Consider the following 20,906-nt stretch of genomic DNA (forward strand, 5'->3'; position numbering starts at 1 on the left):
AGGCCCTCCGGTCAGGCGGTCAGCGAGGGAACGTCGACCCAGCGGCGCTCCTTCCAGCTCTTCAGCGCGGCCTCGACGAGCTGCACGCCCTTGGCGCCCTCGATCAGGCCATGGTCGAAGGGGGCGTCCTCGACGACGTGGCGGATGAAGGATTCCCACTGCGTCTTGAAGCCGTTGTCGGTCGGCTGGTTGTCAGGCACCGGCTGCCACGTCGCGTAGAAGTCCATGGTCTGCTTCTGGTCCGGGTTCCACACCGGGCGCGGCGTGCCCTGGCGCGGCTGGATCACGCAGTCGCTCAAGCCCGCGACAGCCGAGCCGTGGGTGCCGTCCACCTGGAAGGTCACCAGATCGTCGCGGTACACCCGCGTCGCCCAGGAGGAGTTGATGTGGGCGATGACCCCGCCCTCCAGCTCGAAGGTGGCGTAGGCCGCGTCGTCGGCGGTGGCCTGATAGCGCTTGCCCTGCTCGTCCCAGCGCTCCGGGATGTGGATGGCGCCGAGGCAGGAGACGCTCCTGACCTGCCCGAACAGGTTGTCGAGCACGTAGCGCCAGTGGCAGACCATGTCGAGGATGATGCCGCCGCCGTCCTCCTCCCGGTAGTTCCAGGAGGGGCGCTGCGCCGGCTGCCAGTCGCCCTCGAACACCCAATAGCCGAACTCGCCGCGCACCGAGAGAATCTTCCCGAAGAAGCCGCTGTCGCGCAGCATCCTCAGCTTCTGCAGGCCGGGCAGGAACAGCTTGTCCTGCACGGTGCCGTTCTTCACCCCGGCCTCCTCGGCCAGCCGGACGACGCGCAGCGCCTCCTCCAGGTTGGTGGCGATGGGCTTCTCGCAATAGACGTGCTTGCCGGCGCGGATCGCCGCCTCCAGCAGCGTCGGCCGCATCTGGGTGGTGCCGGCGTCGAAGAAGATCGTGTCGTCGGGGTTCGCCAGGGCCGCGTCCAGATTGTCGGTCCAGCGCTCCACCCCGTGGCGCTGGGCCAGCTCGCGGATCTTCTCGGCGTTGCGCCCGACCAGGATGGGGTCCGGCATGACGCGGGACCCGTCGGACAGCGTGACGCCGCCTTGCGCCCGGATGGCGAGGATCGACCGGATCAGGTGCTGGTTCATGCCCATGCGGCCGGTCACGCCATGCATGATGATACCAAGGCGCTTCGTGCTCATGTCGGGGACTCCCTAGGGGATTATTCGTTCTGCAGAGGGGACAGGCGGTCCCACCGGGGCTGCGCCGCGCTGGCGAAGCCGGGGACGGCCAGGGTTTCGGTCGGCAGGCTGCCGCCCGCCGTGGCGAGGCGGACGATGCCGTCCCGCCGGGTGTAGAAGCCGGGATGCGCCTCGAGGAAGGCGTCGGCCTCCGGCGCTCCGTCGAAGCCGTTTCCGTACTGGTGGCCGTTGCGCTCCGCGTCGGCGATGCCGAGCAGCGCGACCAGGGCCGTGTCCTGCTGCACCGCCAGCCCGGCCTGACAGGTCAGGTCCTCCGCGGCGACGAAGTGCGGCGCGCCCCAGGCGGCGCAGCGCGCCCGGTTCAGGACGGCCTTGTAGAGGCCCTTGCAGGACTTGGACGACACGCCGCGGTAGCCGGCGGCGCGGGCGCGCGGGAAGGCGTCGTAGCCGTCGTCGGACTCGTCGATGATGAAGGGGATGCGTTCCGCCACCGCGCCCAGCGGCGCCTCCAGCGCGCGCGCCCGCGCCACCGGCTGTTCGATGTAGAGCAGGCGCCCGCGGAGGCCGGCCAGCGCCGGCTCGCGCTCCAGCCCGTCCAGGAAGGCGTCGAGGGCCGCGGCGTCCGCGTATTGCTCGTTGCCGTCCAGCGTGGCGCGGTAGTCGCCCGCCGCCGCGTCCAGCACGCCGGCGATCGCCGCCAGGCGAGCGAGGTCGGCTGATGTATCGCCGCCCAGCTTGATCTTGAAGCGGCCCAGCCGCTCCCGCGCCAGCAGGCCGCGCAGGGCCTCCGGCTCGTCGAGCAGCCCGACCGTGTGGCGGAGCGCCACGGACGTCCGCGGCTCCAGCCCGCCGAGGAAGCCGTCCAGGTCGAAGCCCGCCAGATCCGGCGTCAGCCGCGCGTCGATCCCGGCGCGGTTCGCCTTCATACCGGTGAAGAAATCCGTGTCCAGGACCCGCAACAGCCCGTCCAGCACCGCCTTGTCGATCAGCGCCGGCCCGTAGGCGGCGGTCAGGTCGGGCAGCCCGGCGGCGCGGCAGGCCGCCCGCTGCGTCTCGTAGGCCGCCGCGTGCTGGCCGAAGGCGGTGTCGGCGCGGTCCGTCCGGTAGGCGTCGCGGGCGAGGCGCAGGGAGCGGCGCAGGCCGTCCACCGTCTCGTCCGGGCTGCGGTCCGGGCGCTTGTCGAACCACTTCGGCATCATCATCTCGGCGGTGCCGCCCCACGCCTCGCCGACGCCCTCCACATGGACCAGAGCGCGGACGAAGGCCTGGGGAGCCGCCTCAACCGTCACGCTGCCGAAGCGGAAGGGCTTCACGAAGCGGACGGGGCGTTCATGGAGGTGGATGGCGCGGATCGTGAGGAGGGGTGCAGTGCCCCCACCCTTCCCGCTTCGCGGGCCCCTTCCCTCCCCCGCTTCGCAGGAGAGGGTGTCAATCCCCTCCCTCGCCGAAGGCGGGGGAGGGTCAGGGAGGGGGCAAGACTCAGCCATCACCGCAACCCCTCAGTCCAGATGCCCTTGGGCGTTGAAATGCGCCCGGATGCGCTGGGTCAGCTCGATGAAGACGGGGTGGCCCATGACATCCAGCGAGCGCGGGCGGGGCAGCGGCACCTCGTAGGTCGCGGCGATGGCGCCGGGACGCTCCGACATCACCATCACCCGGTCGGCCAGGAACACCGCCTCGGGGATCGAGTGGGTGATCAGCAGAACCGTCTTGCCCGTCTCGTGCTGGATGCGCTGCAGCTCGACGTTCATCTTCTCCCGCGTCATGGCGTCGAGCGCGCCGAACGGCTCGTCCATCAGCAGGATCTTCGGGTCGTGGACCAGCGCCCGGCAGAGCGAGGCGCGCTGCTGCATGCCGCCGGAGAGCTGCCAGGGGTACTTGTTCTCGAACCCCTCCAGCCCGGTCATGCGGATCAGCGCGCGGGCGCGCTCCAGGTATTTGTCGCGCGGCAGGCCGCGCACCTCCACCGGCATCATGATGTTGCGCAGCACCGTCCGCCAGGCGAGCAGCACCGGGCTCTGGAACACGATGCCCACATCGTCGTGCGGCTCGGTCACCGTGGTGCCTTCGATGGTGATGGCACCCTCGCTGACGGGCAGCAGGCCGGCGACCAGCTTCAGCAGCGTGGACTTGCCGCAGCCGGACGGGCCGACGACCACCAGGAACTCGCCGTCCCGCACGTCGAAGGTGATCGGGCGCAGGGACGGCACCTCCCCGTCGCGGGTGCGGTAGGTCTTGGTCACGCCGTCGATCTGGATCAAGGTCTTTTGCGACAGGCGGGCCGTTTCGGCCGATCCGACGACTTTCAACTGGGGCTGAGCCATGTCCCTGCTCTCCTGTCCGTCCGGCCTCACTGGCCCGCCGCGGCGGGATCGGGGAGGAAGTCGCGGGTGTAGAAGGCCTTCGGGTTCTTCTTCGCCGCGGCGTCCAGACCGCCGTATTCGACCAGCAGGTCCACGGTCTCGGCCATGTTGGCGTCGGTGACGCGGAAGGGCCGCTGCCCCTTGGTCTCCGCCGTGCGGTAGAGCGGCGTGGTCAGCTCGAAGCCCTCCAGCAGGGTGGCTTCCTGGCCGCCCTTGGGGTTGGCCTTGAGGATGGCGGCCACGGCCTCCTTCGGGTTCTTCTCCGCCCCTTCGACCGCCTTGGTCGTCGCGGCCATGAAGCGCTTCACGAGGTCGGGCTTGTCCTTCAGCGTCTCGGTGTGGGCGATGATGCCGGAGGAGACCATGTTGACGCCGTAGTCGGCGAAGCGGATCGGCGTCACCGACTTGCCGGTGGCGTCCTTGATCTTCATGCTCTGGTCCATGACGTAGCCCAGCAGCAGGTCCGCCTGCCCGTTGATGACGGCGTTCAGCTTGGTCTGGGCGTCGCCCGACACGACGCGGAAGTCGCTGTCCTTCAGGCCGGTCTTCTTCAGGAACAGCGGCCAGATCTGGGACATGCTGTCGCCCGGCGTCATGGCGACGGTCTTGCCCTTGATGTCCTCGGGCTTGCGGATGTTCTTGTCGGTGAAGCCCATGGCCGACATCGGGCTGGTCTGGAGCAGCACACCGGGCGAGGTGACCGGGGCGCCCTTCACCGCCGCCTTCATCATGGTCGGTACGTCGACGTAGCCGAAATCGACGGTCTTCGCGGCCACCGCCTGGGTCGTCACCGCGGACCCGCGGCCCTCCTGGATTTCCAGGTCGATGCCCTCGGCCTCGTACAGGCCCTTGTCCTTGCCGTAGTAGAAGGGGGCGTGCTCGCCATACACGTACCAGTTCAGCATCAGCACGACCTTGTCCGCGGCCTGGGCCGGAAGCGTCGTGGCGGTGAGGGCGCAGAGCGCCGCGAAGAGCGTCCGTTTCATCTCGTCTCCTCCCGAAGTATGTCCGGCGTCGCTGTTGGTTTTGTGGTCGGCGTTACGACGTCGGGATGTAGTTGTGGCGTTGGCTCGCGTGCCAGGGGATGGCGAGCCGCTCGATCACGTCGATGACCCAGAAAAGCACCACCCCGATCAGCGCCAGCACCACCAGGGCCGCGAACATCAGGGGAAGTTCGAAATTGCCGATGGACCGTTGCAGGACGAAACCGATGCCGGAATTCGCCCCGACGAACTCGCCCACCACGGCGCCCACCACGGCCAGCGTGATCGACACCTTCAGGCCGGCGAAGATGGCCGGCAGGGCGTGCGGCAGGCTGACCATGCGGAAGGTCTGAAGGCGCGTCGCCTTCATGGACTTGGCAAGGTCCATCATATCGCCGTCCACCGACTTGAAGCCCTGCACCGCCGACACGACGATGGGGAAGAAAGCCAGCAGAAAGGCGGAGATCACCTTGGGCAGCAGCCCGAAGCCGAACCACACCACGAACAGCGGCGCGATGGCGACCTTCGGGATCGACTGCGAGAAGACCAGCAGCGGGTAGACGTAGGATTCCACCGTCTTCGACCCGGCGATCAGCATGGCGATGGGAATGCCGAACAGCACCGACAGGGCGAAGCCGCCCAAGGTCGCCAGCGTGGTCGGCACGGACGCCGCCAGAAGCTGGTCCCAATCCGCGGCGAGGGCCAAGGCCACGTCGCCGGGTTTCGGTATCAGATAGGGCGGGATCGCGAAGATCCGCACCGACAGGTCCCACAGGACGGTCAGGACCACCAGGAACAGCACCGGCCGGAACCAGCCGGAATTGAGCAGACGCAGCAGCGTGGCACCCGCCCCGCCCCGTCGCGCCGCCGTTCCCGAAGCGGGACCGCCACGGGACGTCGTCCCATGAGCCGCCGCATCGACAGCCATCGCTCCTCCTCCCCCGGTCGTTGCGGCGCCGACGTGAGGCGCTCTTTTAACCGGCCGGTTAAAAGTAAGCCCGGCACGGCAAAGCGGTCAACCCTGCCAAAGAGGTAGGACGGATGGTCAGGTATGCGGATTATTCATGATGAAACTACTGGAGGCTTCAGAGCCGCAGCGACGACAGGATCAGCTCCACCATATGGTCCAGCCGCTCCGCCTTGGCCTCCTCGGCCAGCAGGTCGCGGCCGAAGATGACCGACAGGGTGTGGACGTTGGACAGGTAGAAGTAGGACTGCCCGGCTATGGAGATGTAGAGCTGCACCGGGTCCACCCCCGTCCGGAAGATCCCGGTGGCGACGCCCCGTTCCAGCACGTCGGCGATCATCTGCACGAAGGGCGAATGCATGGCGTGCACCTTGTCGGAGGTCTTCAGCAGCTCCGCCCGGTGCAGATTCTCAATGTTCAGCAGCGCCATGAACTCGGGATGGTCGAGGAAATACTGCCAAGTGAAGTGGATCAGCCGGGCGATGGCGGCGGGCGGGTCCAGCGTCTCCAGGCTCAGCGTGCGTTCGGTGGCGCGGATGTGCGCGTAGGCGCCCTCCAGCACGGTCAGGTACAGGCTCTCCTTGTTGCCGACATGGTAGTAGAGCATGCGCTTGTTGGTGCCGGCGACCTCGGCGATCCGCTCCACGCGGGCGCCGCCCAGCCCATGGCGCGCGAACTCCTCTGTCGCGGCGGCGAGGATGCGCGCGCGGGTGCCCTCCGGGTCGCGGGTGACCTTCGCGGGCTTGGCCGGCTTGATTGGGGCCGGCTTGGCTGCGGCCGGCTTGATTGCGGCCGGCTTGGCTGCGGAAAGGCTCTTCTTCGGGTCGCTCAGCGTGTCCATCCAGGCCGGTCCTCGCATGGCGCGGCCGGAGGGCGAGCCGCAATGCGTTCCAATGTGGAGCATATCAGCCGAAACGGAAAGACGAAGCGGCGCTACCGACTCAAGAGCGTCGCGCCGCGCCAGATGCCCGGCTGCATCGCGCCGGTGGCGTCGATGGCCGCCCCCGGACCGTCCTGGATGCCGCCGCGGAACTGCCCGACATGGCGGGTGCCGCCGCGCATCGACAGCTCGCCCGGTCCCGCCGGAAGCCGGTCCACCACCACGCCGTTGAACCGATCTCCGTTGGTGAAGGCCAACTCGCCATGACCGTCCACCCGGCCCTGACGGACCTCGCCCGTGTAGGAATCGCCGTTGGCGAAGCGGTAGACGCCCGGCCCGTTCGGCACGGCGTTCACGAAGGTCCCTTCGAAGCGGTCGCCGGACGGGAAGCCCAGAACGCCGTAGCCGGACATCTGGTCGTCCTTCCACTCCCCCTCATAGACCTGACCGTTGGCGAAGCGGTAGACGCCGACACCGTTGCGGCTGATCGTGCCCTGAAGGGAGAAGTTGCCCAGCCCGCGGTTCCACGATCCCTCATAGACGTCGCCGTTGGGGAAGCGGTGCACCCCGTAGCCCGACTCCCCGCCGCGGGCCTGACCGGCGGCGCGGCGGGCGGCGGACTGGGCCTCGCGCGCCTTCGCCTCGGCCCCGCGCCCGGCGGTGGCGGAGCGCGACGCGCGGGCGGCGGCGTTGCGGCCCGCCTGCACGGCGGCGCGGTAGGGTTCGGCCAGCCCGGCAAGGACCGGGTCCGCCCCGGAGGCGGAGCGCCCCGCGGCGCTCTCCCCGCTGCTGTCCGGAAGGGCGGCCAGCCGCGTCGGACCGGTCGTTCCGGACAGCGCGCCGGCCACCGGATCGACGTCGTTGCGGACCACCGTGGGCGGCGGATAGGCGCTGGGCGCCGCTCCGCCCGCAGCACCACCCATGGACACCGCCTCGCCCGACCGGCCCGCCAGCGTCCCGGTGGTGACGTAGCCCTCCTGCCCCGACGAATCCCGCACCAGCACCCAGCCGGAGTCGGGCGCCGCCTGAAGCAGCGTCACCCGCTGCCCCTGCTCCAGATCGCGCAGGCTGCGCGCGCCCAGCACCGGGCGGGCGAACAGGTTGGCGTCGCGCGCCACCGTGTAGACGCCGGGCGCCAGGACGGCCGGCTGGGATTGCGGCGGCTGCTGGGGCTGGGCCGGCGGCTGGGCGGCCACCACCGACACCTCCTCCGGCTTGGCGAGGTTGCTGGAGAAGGCGAAGCCGGTCTTCCCGTCCTGCTCGACGCGTAGCCAGCCGCCGTTCCGCCGGGTCCGCCCGGTCACCGTGACCTCGCTGTCGTGACGCAGCGTGCCGACGACCGCCGCCTTGGTGTCGGGACCGGCGCGCAGGTTGGTGTCGCGCGCCACCACCCGCTTCTCGTTCAGCGGGTCCACCTCGACCTCGGCGATCGCCGGGGCGGCGGGTTTCTCCTCCGCCTTCTGCGGCAACGGCTTGGGTTCGATCAGCTTGGGTTCGGCCGGCTTGGGTTCGGCCGGTTTCGCCTCGGGGGCCGCCACCACAGCGGGCGGCGCCTCCTCCGTTCGGGCAACGACCGGCGCGCGCGGGCCGGGCACCAGCACGAGATCGGAACCCAGCCGGTCCTGCAGCCAGGGGTGCTGCGTCCCGCGGGTGCGCCCGACGACGGTGCGGGCGACTTCGGCCAGCGCGTCGCGCAGCGGAACGCCCGGCTTGACCATCTCCTGCGCCAGGGCGGTGGAGAAGGCGTCGGCCCCTTTGCCGGACGCCGTGGCGGGCGGCGTGCCGGGCCGGTGCGAGTAGACGACGAACAGGTTGTCGAGCGCCGCCGGAGCGGCCAGCGCCGGCTTGACGGACCGCCCCTCTTCGCCCATCGCCGAGGCCAGCCGGTCGGCCAGCGGGTGGGCGGGCACCGGGTCGAACACGGCGACGGCCTTGCGCCCGCTGCGCTGGATCTCCTTCAGCGCATAGTCCAGCTCGATGGTGTCGAAGATCACGTCGTATTCGGAACCGGGCTTGGCGTCCACCGGCACCAGGAAGCCCTTGGCCGACAGGCTCAGCGCCACGCCGGAGTAGTAGAGGAAGCCCAGGTCGGCCTGCCCCAGCGCGTCCTGGAAGCGGGACAGCGCCGCGACCATGCCGCGGTGGTCGAGGTTCTCGGCGGCGGTGACGGTGAAGCCGGCGCGGCGCAGCGCGTCGGCGACGACCGCCGCGTTGGCGCCCACCCCGGCGGCCGGGCCGCCCTCCTGGTACTGCGCGTTGCCGATCACCAGCGCGACGCGCTTGTCGTCGGCGAACGCCTGGGGGGCAAAGGCGGTGTTCGCCGTCACCAGGACCAGCGCAACAGTCCAAAAGGCGCTCCGGGGCCAGCGCAGCACGTCGATACCCTCCACTTGATCGTCTCTTTGACCACCCCTTTAGGGAGTTGAGGGCTGCGGCGGCTGTAACGAATTTGGTCGAAGCCGCCAGCGGCCTCACTTTATCGGGCCGTCCGGTCCGCGGATCGCCAAGCCCTGAACAGCCAAGTCTAGCGCATTGGCCCAACACCGATTTCTGCAATTTCGAGGGCGCCGCAGTCCCATCCGCAGACGGTGCGTTCCACCAACGAACGCGGGCGGAGTCAGTTCAGGTCGCGGGCCACCCGCAACCCGTCGGCGAAATAGCGCACGTCGGCGTCGTAGCCGATGCGGGCGGTGACGGCGATGGCGTCCTGCCCATCCCGCCAGGAGCCGCCGCGCAGCACCCGCTTGCGGCAATCACCCTCCGTCCAGGCGCTGCCGTCCGTCGGGGCGCCCTTGTAGCCGGGGTTCCAGCAGTCGGCGACCCACTCCGCCACGCCGCCGCTGGTGTCGTAGAGGCCGAAGGCGTTGGGCTGGAAACTGCCGACCGGCGCCGGCAGGGAGCGGTCGGCGGCCCCGCCGCAGTCGCGGCAGTTGGCCAGCCGCGCCCCTGGCGTCAGGCTGTCCCCCCAGGCGAAGCGCGCCGCGCTGCCGCCGCGCGCCGCGTATTCCCATTCGGCCTCGCTGGGCAGGCGGTAGCGCTGGCCGGTCTTGCGGCTGAGCCACTCGGTGTAGGCCAGCGCGTCCTCGATATGGATGTTGTGGACCGGCGTGTCGTCGGAGGGGTTGCGCATCCGCGGCATGGCGGCGCAGCCGCCGCCCTCCACGCAGGCCCGCCAATTGGCGACCGTCACCTCGTAGACCCCGATGGCGAAGGGCTTGGCGAAGGTGACGCGGTGGGGCGGGCGCTGGCTGACGTCGCCGCGCTCGCTGCCCATGACGAAGCTGCCGGCGGGGACGCGCATCATCGGCGGGCAGGCCGGGCAATCCTGGAAGCTGCTGCCGTTGCCCTGCGCCCGCCCCTGCGAGCCCCCCGGCTGGACCGGTGCGGCGAGCGCCAGCCGCTGGCGGTCCTCCGGCCCGGCAGGGCGCAGCGCGGGGCCACGGACGAAACCCTGCACGCCGCCATGGGTCCCATCCTCCAGGGCCACCCGGTACCAGTCGGCGTCAGCCACCCGGCCCAACACCCGCACCGGGCCGTCCTTGGCAAGGGCGCCGACCCGTTCCGACCGCGCGTCCGGTCCGGCGCGCAGCTCGGCGTCGGCGACGGCCACGTACATCCCCTCCCCGGCGGTGTCGAGCTGGAGTTCGGGGGGCGGCGACGCCTTGCCGCCGGGCGCCCCGTTGCCCGCGCCATTGCCGGCACCATTGCCGGAGGGCCCGCTGCTCCCCGCCCCGCCCGCCGAGGAGAGCGCCGCGACCTTGGCCGATTCGGCGCGCAGCCGGTTCAGCCGGTCGCGCGCCGGGGCGGCGAAGGGGCCGGTGCCGAACAACCGCAGGAAGGCGTCCAGCGCGTCGGCGTCGCGGCTGTCGCGCACGCGGCGCCACAGCGACTCCTCCAGATCGGCCTGGGGCGGGGCGGCGCCGGCCTCCTCGACCTCCAGGAGCGCGCTCATCGTCGTGCGCCCACCGCGCCCGTCCTCGACCAGCACGCTGAACACCCCGGCGCGTCCCGCGGGGGCGCGTTCCGGGTCGAAGGTCAGCGCGGTCAGCCGCTCCGGCGCCAGCTTGTCGCCGGGCTTCAGCGACGTGGTGCCGTCGCGCACCTTGCCGCGTTCCGGCACGGCGCTGACGGTGAAGGTCAGCGGATCGCCGTCCGGATCGGTCGGCACCTCCAGCCGCAGGTTGTTGACGACGGCGCGCACGCTGCGCTCGGCGACGGCGACCGGCGGGCGGTTGCTCGGCTTGATGAGGATCGGCACGGCGCCCCGCGCCACCCCGCCGCGCCCGTCCATCACCGCGAACTCGAAGCTGCCGGCGTCGCCGAGGTGGGTGGCGTCGGCGCGGAAGGTCGCGGCGGTGAGCTGGTCGAGCGTCAGATAGTCGCCGATCAACACCACCCGGTCGCCGATGCGCACCCCGCCGCCGCGCGGCAGACCGGTCACCTGGGCGAAGAGCTGGTCGTTGTCGGGATCGCTGGGCCGCGCGATGCCCAACCCCTCCGTCCCGCCGCGGTCGAACACCTCCAGCGTCTTGACGGCGGCGAGCTGCGGCGGCCGGTTCTCCGGCAGCGGGTTGAAGTAGAAGGGGGCGGCCCCCAGCGAACCGTAGAGGAACGGCTCCTGCCGGCCCTGGGTGACCTGCATGACGTCGTCGCGCACGCGGCGGAAGAACAGGCTCAGCTCCAGCCCCGGCACGTCGAAGTTCTTCAGCAGCGAGGCGGTGTAGGGGCTGTGGTCGCCCTGCCCGTCCTCGGCCACCGCGTCGGCGCGGGTGGCCATGGCGACCAGCGTGTCGGTCGGCGTGTCGTCGACGCGGGCGAAGCCGGAATGGACCTCCGTCTTCTTGGTGCCGGACCGCACCAGACGGTCGGCGAAGGGGTTGTTGCGGCAGGCGTCCAGGATCAGGATGCCCAGCTTGCGCGCCTGGGCCAGTTCGCCCATCGGCAGGTTCAGCGGCAGCGCCTCGTAGACCAGATCGCGCTCGCGCTCCAGCCGGGCGTCCGCGGGGATCAGGAAGTTGGTGCCGCCGACCTGCATGCCGTGGCCGGCGAAATAGAGCAGCGCCACGTCGGCCTGCGCCGCCTGGATGCCGAAGCCGCGCAACGCCTCGGCCATGCCGCGGTTGTCGAGGTCATAGCGCTCGTCGACCGTAAAGCCCAGCTTGCGCAGGGCCGCCGACATGGCGTGGGCGTCGTTGCGCGGGTTGGGCAGCTCGGTGGCGTGGCGGTAGGCGCCGACTCCGATGACCAGCGCGATCCGCTGCTCCGGCGCGGTGGCCGCCGGAGCGGGCGACACCCACGCCGCCACGGCCAGCAGAAGGCCGGCGGTCAGCGCCAGAAGGATGCGGCACGAGACGAAACGGTGAAGGCGCGCAGCCATGGTCACCTCATGCCATGGTCACCGGACGGGAGGGCGAGGCTGTCCCCACAGTCCAACCCGTCCAGTATTTGGCCGCGCCCCTCGGAACAAGAGGACAAAACCGGCTAAGCGCTTCCCACAGGCGGGGGCATGGCCCCCCGCAAGAAAGACGGAACGTGCGGCGGGCGCGACCGGCGAATGCGCGATCCGGGGCGATGTTGTGCTTTCCCTTTGCCCGAAAGGTTTCTATATGACCCCTTCGACAACACAGGGATCATGCCATGCCGCCCGCCAAGCCGACGGTCGCCAAGATGACCGAAACCGAAATCGCCCGTGTGCAGAGCTATCTGCGCAAGACTCTCGGCAACGACAAGATCATCATCCAGCCGCCCGAGAAGGCCGGCCAGTCCGCGGAGGTCATGCTGGGCGACGAGTTCGTCGGCACCCTGCACCGCGACGTGGACGAGGGTGAGGTCTCCTACGCCCTGCACGTCGTCATCCTGGAAGAAGACCTGCCGGCCGCCCCGACGACCCGTCGCTGAGCCTGCCTTTTCCAGCGCGGTCCTCTCCCGCCCCCTGGCGGGAGGGGCGCTTGCGCATCGGCGATTTTGACCTCGACGACGATCAGCCCGGCCGGCTGTGGCGGCGCAGTTCGGCGGCCAGCCCGGCCATCAGCGTTTCGCCGCCCGACAGGGTAAGGCCACGCACCAGCACCAGCGCCGGCAGATGGTTCCGGCGCAGCAGAAGCAGCCGGTAACCGGCGCGTCGGCGACGCCCTTTCCCCGCTTTTCCATCCTCCTCCGCGTCCACCTCCCCGCCGGCCAGCGCCAGTTCGCGCTCGTGCTGCTGCGGGGTCATCGTCTGGATGCGCGCCACGAACAGCGGCCGCTTACCTTGCGGCGGGTAGAGCGCCACGCCGCGGATGGTGTTGTGCGGGATCAGTTGCCCGTGGGCGGTCAACCCGTCCGGCGCCACGACCAGCCGCACGGCGCTGCGCCTCGCGGCCCGCAGCAGGGTGATCACCCACATAAGGAGAAGCGGGATCGCGCACAGCATGCCCAGCCAGCGCAGCATGGAGGCCGCCGGCTCCAGCGTCAGTTCGGCGACCACGACGAAGCCGGCCAGCAGAATTGCCGCGTAGAGCAGATGGGCGAAGCGCTGCGGCGGCACGCTGGAGGGCGACGCCTCGAACACCGCCGCCTGCCCCGTGTCCTCGCGGGAAATCTCGACCTCGGGCATCCCGTCCGCATCCTCGTCGCTGCGCCACCGCACACCGCCCTAATACCCTCGACGGGCCCAACTTGCCAGCGGGGCGGCGTCCGGCATTCCAGGCACCTGTCCGGACATCCGGACAGCCGCAGCTCAGGGAGGCTCTGCAAAACCACGGGAATCCGCCTCTTCGCCCCCGGCCAAGCTCTGGCACGGGCATTGCTTTCCTTTGCAACGAAGCGTCCCGTGGCCGCGTCGTTCCCTGTGGTCATGGTGGCGATTCCTCCAAAGCATCTGGCCGGCCGCACCGTCGTTTCCGCGACGGGTGCGACCGGCACTTTTTGGAAGGAACTCAGGTCCCGGCGGGCGGCTCGGCCCCTTCGGTCGGGAAGTCGGCGGGAAGCGTGATCTCCAGCATCTCAAGATCGTCGGAATGCGCGATCTCGACATGCCGGATACCCGGCGGCTGGTGCACGCAGGAGCCGGCCTGCAGCAGCACCTCCCCCACGCCTTCGTAAGCGAACTTCACCCAGCCCTTCAGCACATAGACAATCTGGAAATCCAGCGCATGCCGGTGCCAGCCGCCGTGCGACGGCTCGCCGGGGCGGGCGCGGATGACGTGGGCGTTCGCCTTGCCCGCCGTGGCGGCGCGGATGCCGAGGTCGCGGTATTCGAAGAAGGGTCGCAGCCCGTCGCGCTTGAAGTCCGCCGGATCGGCGTGGCTGACCGCGAAGGTCACCGAATCGTTCGCCTGTGCATCGTCTTTGGACATGCCGTTTCCTCCCGTCGCTATTGATTGCACCGAGTATGACCGAAAGCCGCGTATACGGCATACCCCCGCCGCGCACGGCGCCATTGCGGCCCATGCAGGGCGCCGCGCTATAGTGATGCCCGCCGCGCGCAAGACGTGGCCGCCAAGGAAGAAATGCCCGATCGGGAGGAAAGCATGGATCACGCCGTCGCGGAGTCCGCCGGACAGCCGCCGCTGCCGCAGGACGTCGCCGTCAACCCCATCCGCTCCGCCGCGGACTGGCAGAGCCAGCGTGACGCCTGCGCGGCCGATCCGGGCGCCTTCCACGGCACCATCGCCGCGGAGACGATCCACTGGTTCGACGGCGATAATTGGCTGATGCGCGATGCCGACGGTGTCTGGCGCGGCTGGAACGCCACAACAGGCGCGGCGGCAGAGCGGGCGGACTGGACGCCTTGGACTCAGGCCTTCGACGGGTCGGAGGCGCCCTTTTACCGCTGGTTCGCGGGCGGGCTGACCAACGCCGCCTTCAACGAGGTGGACCGCCACGTCCTGTCCGGCCATGGGGCGGAGACCGCCTACTGGTACGAGGGCGACCGCTGGGACGCCGCCGCCAACGGCGGGCGCGGCGGCCCGGTCCATCACATCACGCTGACCCGGCGCGAGTTGCTGGTCCGCTCCGCGCTCGCCGCCCTGGCGCTGCGCGGTCTGGGGTTGAGGCAGGGCGACCGCATCGCGCTGAACATGCCCAACATCCTCGACCAGATCGTCTGGACGGAGGGGGCGAAGCGCATCGGCGTCATCTACACGGCGGTGTTCGGCGGTTTCTCCGACAAGACGCTGTCCGACCGCATCGAGAACGCCGGCGCCCGCGTCGTCATCACCGCCGACGGCGCCAGCCGCAACGCCGAGATGGCTCCCTTCAAGGAAGCCTACAGCGATCCGGCGCTCGACCGCTTCGTCGCCCTGCCCACGGCGCTGCGCATCACCGAGGAGGTTTTGCGCGCCAAGCTGGGCGACGCAAACCTAGAGGACATGGCCCTGATGGAGCCGGTGCGCCACGGGCTGGTGGGCGAGATCACCGTCGCCCCCGCCGACGTGATGCGGGAACTGGGCCGGGCGCTGGACCGCGCCGGGACGCTCGACGCCGCCACCGTGGCCGACCTGCGCGCCAGCGTCGCCGAGGCTCTGACCGCCGCCCCGCCGCGGGTCGAGGCGGTGATCGTCGTCCGCCACGCCGGGCTTCCCGACATTCCCTGGACCGAGGGCCGCGACGTCTGGGCGCACGAGCTGCTGGCGAAGGCCGAGGCGGAGCTGTGCACCGCCGCCGGCGTGGCCGGCATGGAGGCGCTGCGCGCGCTGGACGACCGGGCGCTCTGCGCCGCCGTGGCGAAGGCGGTGCCCTGCGTGCCGGTGGACGCCGACTATCCGCTGTTCATCATCTACACCTCCGGCTCCACCGGGAAGCCGAAGGGCGTGGTGCATGTCCATGGCGGCTACGTCGCCGGCCTCGCCCACACCATGAAGGTCAGCTTCGACGCCCTGCCGGGCCGCGACGCGATCTACGTTGTCGCCGATCCCGGCTGGATCACCGGGCAGAGCTATCTCATCACCGCCAGCCTCGCCGCCCGCATCCCCGGCGTCGTGACGGAGGGGGCGCCGGTCTTCCCCAACGCCGGGCGCTTCGCCTCGATCATCGAGCGGCACAAGGTCACCATCTTCAAGGCGGGCGTGACCTTCCTGAAGACGGTCATGACCCACCCGGAGAACCGCGCCGACGTCGAGCGCTACGACCGCTCGTCCCTGCGGGTCGCCACCTTCTGCGCGGAGCCGACCAGCCCCGCCGTCCAGGCCTTCGGCATGGCGGTGATGACGCCGCAATACATCAACAGCTATTGGGCGACGGAGCATGGCGGCATCGTCTGGACCCATCCCTACGGCAACCCCGACCAGCCGCTGCGCGCCGACGCCCACACCTACCCGCTGCCCTGGGTTCTCGGCGACGTCTGGGTGCCCGAGAGCGAGCCGGACTCCGCCGGCCGCGTCGCCTTCCGCCCCACCGAGCCGGAGGAAAAGGGCGAGATCGTCGTCACCGCCCCCTACCCCTACCTGACCCGCACCATCTGGGGGGACGCGGAGAATGTCGGCAAGCCGGGCTGGAAGGGTGACTTCGACCGCTTCGTGACGACCTATTTCGGGCGCTTCCGCGACGCCGAGGGCCGCCCGGTCTGGGCCTATCTGCAGGGCGACTTCGCGCGGCGCTACGAGGATGGCAGCTTCAGCCTGCACGGACGCTCCGACGACGTCATCAACGTGTCCGGCCACCGCATGGGAACGGAGGAGATCGAGGGCGCGATCCTGCGCGACAAGCAGATCAACCCCGACAGCCCGGTCGGCAACGTCATCGTGGTCGGCGCCCCCCACCGCGAGAAGGGCCTGACCCCCGTCGCCTTCGTCCTGCCCGCCAAGGGCCGCGACCTGACGGCGGACGACGAGCGCCGGCTGAAGGATCTGGTGCGGCAGGAGAAGGGCGCCGTCGCCGTCCCCTCCGACATTTTGTCCGTTCCGGCCTTTCCCGAGACGCGCTCCGGCAAGTACATGCGCCGCTTCCTGACGGCGATGATGAACGGGGAGCCGCTGGGCGACACCTCGACCCTGCGCAACCCGGAATGCCTGACCGACCTGGAGGCGCGCATCGCCGCCTGGACGCGCGGCCAGCAGCGGGCGGAGGAACAGACCCTCATCGAGCGGCAGCGCTTCCTGTCCGTTCAGTACGACCGTTTGGCCGACGGGGTGCGGATGGCGACCGTCACCATCGACAACCCGCCGGTCAACGCCCTGTCCGACCGCCTGCTCGACGAGCTGGACACGCTGGTCGCCCATCTCGCCCGGCGGACGGACGTGCGCGCCGTGGTGATCACCGGCACGGGCCGCAACTTCGTGGCCGGCGCCGACATCCGCCAGCTTCTCGACGAGGTGCGGGACGAGAGCGAGGCCCGCGCCCTGCCCGCCAAGGCCCACGCCGTCTTCCGCGCCCTCGCCGCGCTGGACAAGCCGGTGTTCGCGGCGATCCGCGGCGTGGCGCTCGGCGGCGGCTGCGAGTTGGCCATGGCCTGTCATGTCCGGGTGGCCGATCCCCGCGCCCGGCTGGGCCAGCCGGAGATCAACCTGTTCCTGCCGCCCGGCTATGGCGGCACGCAGCGCCTGCCACGCCTGCTGCTGCGCAAGGACCCGGAGCGGGGGTACGGGCGGGCGCTGGAGATCCTGCTGTCCGGGCGCCAGGTCGACGCCGGGACGGCGCTGGAGTATGGGCTGGTGGATGTGGTGGCGCGCGGGGCGGACGACGCGCTGACGCTGGCGAAGGCGATGGCAAGGGAAGCGGCGCTGGCCCCCTCCACTTCTCATGCCCCCTCCCCAGCCCTCCCCCGCTTCGCGGGAGAGGGGGCCTGTTCCCCTCCACCGCCAAAGGCGGGGGAGGGTGCCCGCGAAGCGGGCGGGAGGGGGCCGGAGGTGATGCGCCTCCTCCGCCAAGCCCACGGCGTCGGCCGCGGCCCGGTGGCCGACGCCATCGTCCAGCTCGTCGACACCGGCCTGCGCGACGGCTTCGACGCCGGCTCAGCCGCCGAGATCGCCGCCTTCGCCCGCTTCCTCCTGGACTCCGACAACGGCGCCAAGAAGGGCATCGCCCTGTTCCTGGAGAAGAAATCCCCGCCCCTGCCCGCCCGTCCGCGGCGCGACAGCCGCGACGGCGTGCTGCCCATCGGCAGCCCCTTCGTCCCCGGCGCCACCCCCCTGCCCCGCTGGCAGCTCGCCCAGGCCGTCGTCCGCGACCTGGAGACGGGGGCCGCCGCCCACGGCGACCCGGCGCAGGCTGAAACCGAGGTCGTCATCCCCGTCCCCGAGCCCGGCCCCAACCAGGCGCTCGTCTACGTGCTCGCCTCCGAGGTCAACTACAACGACGTCTGGGCGCTGACCGGCATCCCGATCTCCCTGTTCGACGAGCATGACGAGGACGTGCACGTCACCGGCTCCGGCGGCGTCGGCATGGTCGTGCGGATGGGCAAGGCGTTGCAGGCCCAAGGCCGGCTGGCGGTCGGCGATCTGGTCGCCGTCTATTCCGGCGTCTCCGACCTGCTGGACCCGGAGGCCGGGGCCGACCCAATGTTCACCGACTTCCACATCCAGGGCTACCAGTCGCCGGACGGCAGCCACCAGCAATTCATGCTGGCCGACGGGCCGCAGCTCTTCCCGCTGCCGCCCGGCCTCGCGCTGGAGGAGGCGGGAAGCTACATGCTCGCCGCCGGGACCGGCTTCCGTGCGCTGTTCACGGCGCTCGACGTGCAGCCCGGCAAGCGCCTGCTGGTCGAGGGCGCGGCGGGCGGCACCGGCGCCTGGACGGTGGAACTGGCGCTGGCCCGGCGCATGAAAGTGACCGGCATGGTGTCGTCGGACCGCCGCGCCGCCGCCATCCGCGCCCGTGGAGCGGAGGCGGTGGACCGCTCCGTCGCCGAGGCCGCCTTCACCCGCATCCCCGCCGACCCGGCGCAGTGGGCGGCGTGGGAGCGCACGGGTCAGCCCTACCTCGACGCGCTGCGCGCCGCCAATGACGGCAACCTCGTCGACTACGCGGTCAGCCACGCCGGCGAGACGACCTTCCCGCGCACCTTCCAGTCGCTGGCGGACGGCGGCGCGCTGACCTTCTTCGGCGCCTCCAGCGGCTACCACATGACCTTCCTCGGCAAGCCCGGTTCCGCCGAACCCGTCGAGATGCTGCGCCGCGCCCGCCTGCGCCCCGGCGAGGCCGTGCTGGTCTTCTACGGCGCCGGGGCGGTGGGTCTGCGCGACGACATGGCGCTGTCGGCCATCGAGGCGGCGCGCGAGTCCGGCGCCCGCGTCTGCGTCGTCACCGATCGGGATTCCGAACGCGACTTCGTGCTGTCGCTCGGCTATGGGGAGGCGCTGGCCGGCGCCGTGTCGCTGGCCGAGATCGCGCGCCGCGTCCCGCATTTCGACTGGCCCGACACCATGCCGGACCTGCCCGACCCGCAGCGCGAGACCGCCGCCTTCAAGGAGGCCGTGCGCCTGTTCACCGAGGACACCTTCAAACCGCTGGGCCAGGCGGTGGGCCGCATCCTGCGCGCCGCCGACAACCCGCGCGGCATGCCCGACGTGGTGGTGGAGCGGGCGCGGCGCGACACGCTGGCCGTCTCGACCATGCTCGTGAAGCCGCACACGGGCCGCGTCGTCTATTGCGGCGATATGAGTGGTCGTCGCTACAGCTTCTACGCGCCGCAGGTGTGGATGCGCCAGCGCCGTATCCTGATGCCATCCGCGTCCATCGTCGGCACGCATCTTTCGAACGCTGCGGAAATCGCAGGGCTGAACCGCGTCATTGCGTCGGGGGCGGTCCGTGTGCCAACGACATACCTCGGGAACTGGGACGAGCTGCCCACGCTCCATCAGGCCATGTGGGAGAACCGCCTGCCGGAAGCGACCGGCGGCGCCGCCAAGGCCGTCGTGAACCACGCGCTGCCGGAAGCGGGCCTGACCTCGCGCGACGAACTGCTGATCGCCTGGGCGGGGTCGGCAACAGGAAAGGGACAATGAGGCTTATCATCAAGGACCTGTGCCACCGCTACGACGACCTCGTCGTGCTGGACGGCATCGACCTGACGGTGCAGGAGGGGGAGGTTCTGGCCGTCATCGGCCCGTCGGGCTGCGGCAAGTCCACCCTGCTCGGCATCGCCGGCGGCATCGTGGCGCCCACCTCCGGCAGCATCGCGGTGGCCGGCGCGGTGCCGGACGGCTGCCTGAACCCGATCACCTTCATCTTCCAGGACTTCGCCCTGCTGCCCTGGCGCAGCGTCGAGGACAACCTGTCGCTCGTCCTCGAACACCATCCGCTGTCGGCGGCGGAACGGCGGGAGCGCATCGAGTCCGGCCTGCGCCGCATGGGGCTGTGGGACTTCCGCAAGGCGCTGCCCAAGCAGCTGTCGGGCGGCATGCGCCAGCGCGTCGGCATCGCCCGCGCGCTGGCCGTGCGCCCGGCCATGCTGCTGCTGGACGAGCCGCTGTCGGCGCTCGACGCCCAGACGCGCGAGCTGCTGATGGAGGATTTCCTGTCGCTCTGGCAGCGCGAGCGGACGACCGCCCTCTACGTCACCCACAATCTGGACGAGGCGCTGCGGCTGGCCGACCGGGTCGTCGTGCTCAGCCGCCGTCCGGGCCGGCTGCGCGAGATCGTGACCATCGAGGAGCCGCGCGACCAGCGGCTGGAGCCCTCCGCCCAGGCCCATCTGGCGGAGGTGCGCGACCGGCTGTGGCACCTGATCCGGGCCGAAGCTCAGTTGGCCGACCGGGAGATCGCCGATGCCTGACACCCCTTTGACCAGCACCACTCTCCCGCTTCAGGACCGCTCCCCCTCCCAGCCCGTCCGCTTCCGCGGCGGCGGCTTCACGGTCAAGGGGCACCGCTGGGCGGCTCTGCTCGCCTTCGTGGTCTTGATCGCGGTGTGGGAGTCCACCAACCGCTTCGGCCTCGTCAGCGAGCTGTTCCTGCCGCCGCCGAGCGCGGTTGCCTCGGCGCTCGCCGCCATGGCGCAGGACGGGTCGCTGTGGCAGCACCTGAAGGCGTCGCTGATGCGAATCGGCGTCGGCTGGGTCATGGGCACGGTGGCCGGCATGGCCGTGGGCTTCGCCATGGGCATCGGGTCGGTGGCGCGGGCGGTCGGTGTGCCGCTGGTCTCGGCCTTCTTCCCGATCCCAAAGATCGCGCTGCTGCCGCTGTTCATCCTGTGGTTCGGCATCGGCGAGCCGTCGAAGTTCGCCACCATCGGCTTCGGCGTCTTCTTCCCCACCGTGATCGCCACCTACAGCGCCATCGATTCGGTGCCGCGCAACCTGATCCGCATGGCGCAGAGCTTCGGCCTGCCCTGGGCGTCGATCCTGCGCAAGATCGTGCTTCCCGGCGCCCTGCCGGGCATCCTCGCCGGCTTCCGCATCACCGCCTCCATCGCGCTGATCCTGGTGGTCGCGGCGGAGATGATCGGGGCGGAATACGGCATCGGCGCCTTCGTCCTGACCGCCGGCAACCTGATGCTGACCGACCGGCTCCTGGCCGGCGTGCTGGTTCTTTCGCTGCTCGGCCTGACCATCGGGACCGTGCTGTCCATCCTGGAACGCCGCCTGCTGAAATGGCGGTGAGAAAAATGAACATCGAGAAAGGGAGACTGAG

General features: G+C 70.7%; 14 protein-coding genes. 4 read left to right on the plus strand and 10 right to left on the minus strand.

Features of this window, described 5'->3' with window-relative positions; all coding sequences use genetic code 11:
* Positions 1-11: 11 nt before the first annotated feature.
* The 8 genes from ACWPN5_RS13965 to ACWPN5_RS14000 form a co-directional block, all read right to left on the minus strand.
* Positions 12-1,163: a Gfo/Idh/MocA family protein gene (locus tag ACWPN5_RS13965; protein WP_492295878.1), complete on the minus strand. Its 1,152-nt coding sequence runs from the start codon at positions 1,161-1,163 to the stop codon at positions 12-14.
* A 20-nt stretch (positions 1,164-1,183) separates the two neighbouring features.
* Positions 1,184-2,476: a hypothetical protein gene (locus ACWPN5_RS13970; RefSeq protein ID WP_492295880.1), complete on the minus strand. Its 1,293-nt coding sequence runs from the start codon at positions 2,474-2,476 to the stop codon at positions 1,184-1,186.
* Between the two features lie 186 nt (positions 2,477-2,662).
* Complete coding sequence (locus ACWPN5_RS13975) at positions 2,663-3,487, minus strand: ABC transporter ATP-binding protein (protein ID WP_014241100.1); 825 nt, start codon at positions 3,485-3,487, stop codon at positions 2,663-2,665.
* 26 nt (positions 3,488-3,513) lie between these two features.
* Complete coding sequence (locus ACWPN5_RS13980) at positions 3,514-4,512, minus strand: ABC transporter substrate-binding protein (RefSeq protein WP_035675146.1); 999 nt, start codon at positions 4,510-4,512, stop codon at positions 3,514-3,516.
* 52 nt (positions 4,513-4,564) lie between these two features.
* Entirely contained in the window at positions 4,565-5,437 is an 873-nt protein-coding gene (locus ACWPN5_RS13985) for an ABC transporter permease (RefSeq protein WP_211101626.1), read from the minus strand.
* A 157-nt stretch (positions 5,438-5,594) separates the two neighbouring features.
* A complete protein-coding gene (locus tag ACWPN5_RS13990; protein ID WP_492295883.1) occupies positions 5,595-6,317 on the minus strand; it encodes a TetR family transcriptional regulator in 723 nt (240 codons plus the stop codon).
* Between the two features lie 92 nt (positions 6,318-6,409).
* On the minus strand, positions 6,410-8,746 hold the full coding sequence (locus tag ACWPN5_RS13995) for an SH3 domain-containing protein (protein WP_492295885.1): 2,337 nt from the start codon (positions 8,744-8,746) through the stop codon (positions 6,410-6,412).
* 227 nt (positions 8,747-8,973) lie between these two features.
* The gene (locus ACWPN5_RS14000; protein ID WP_492295887.1) at positions 8,974-11,733 is read right to left on the minus strand and encodes an SUMF1/EgtB/PvdO family nonheme iron enzyme; all 2,760 of its coding nucleotides are present in this window, start codon (positions 11,731-11,733) and stop codon (positions 8,974-8,976) included.
* A 260-nt stretch (positions 11,734-11,993) separates the two neighbouring features.
* Between ACWPN5_RS14000 and ACWPN5_RS14005 the strand changes: the two genes are divergently transcribed.
* Positions 11,994-12,254 carry a DUF3126 family protein gene (locus tag ACWPN5_RS14005; protein ID WP_145674365.1) on the plus strand — a complete coding sequence of 87 codons (261 nt, stop codon included), beginning with the start codon at positions 11,994-11,996 and terminating at the stop codon, positions 12,252-12,254.
* 82 nt (positions 12,255-12,336) lie between these two features.
* Here the strand turns inward: ACWPN5_RS14005 and ACWPN5_RS14010 are convergent, their stop codons facing one another.
* Positions 12,337-12,951, minus strand: a complete 615-nt coding sequence (locus tag ACWPN5_RS14010; protein WP_200479052.1) for a hypothetical protein — start codon at positions 12,949-12,951, stop codon at positions 12,337-12,339.
* A 322-nt stretch (positions 12,952-13,273) separates the two neighbouring features.
* Entirely contained in the window at positions 13,274-13,693 is a 420-nt protein-coding gene (locus ACWPN5_RS14015) for a cupin domain-containing protein (protein WP_492295890.1), read from the minus strand.
* A gap of 174 nt (positions 13,694-13,867) precedes the next feature.
* Between ACWPN5_RS14015 and ACWPN5_RS14020 the strand changes: the two genes are divergently transcribed.
* Genes ACWPN5_RS14020 through ACWPN5_RS14030 form a run of 3 tightly spaced genes read left to right on the plus strand, consistent with a single transcriptional unit; the run spans position 13,868 to position 20,875 of the window.
* Positions 13,868-19,279: an AMP-binding protein gene (locus ACWPN5_RS14020; RefSeq protein WP_492295892.1), complete on the plus strand. Its 5,412-nt coding sequence runs from the start codon at positions 13,868-13,870 to the stop codon at positions 19,277-19,279.
* Complete coding sequence (locus ACWPN5_RS14025; protein ID WP_145681586.1) at positions 19,276-20,049, plus strand: ABC transporter ATP-binding protein; 774 nt, start codon at positions 19,276-19,278, stop codon at positions 20,047-20,049. The genes ACWPN5_RS14020 and ACWPN5_RS14025 overlap by 4 nt, the downstream gene beginning before the upstream one ends.
* A complete protein-coding gene (locus ACWPN5_RS14030; protein WP_492295894.1) occupies positions 20,042-20,875 on the plus strand; it encodes an ABC transporter permease in 834 nt (277 codons plus the stop codon). The genes ACWPN5_RS14025 and ACWPN5_RS14030 overlap by 8 nt, the downstream gene beginning before the upstream one ends.
* The last annotated feature ends 31 nt before the right edge of the window (positions 20,876-20,906 follow it).

The sequence above is a fragment of the Azospirillum sp. UENF 211521 genome (assembly GCF_058780535.1).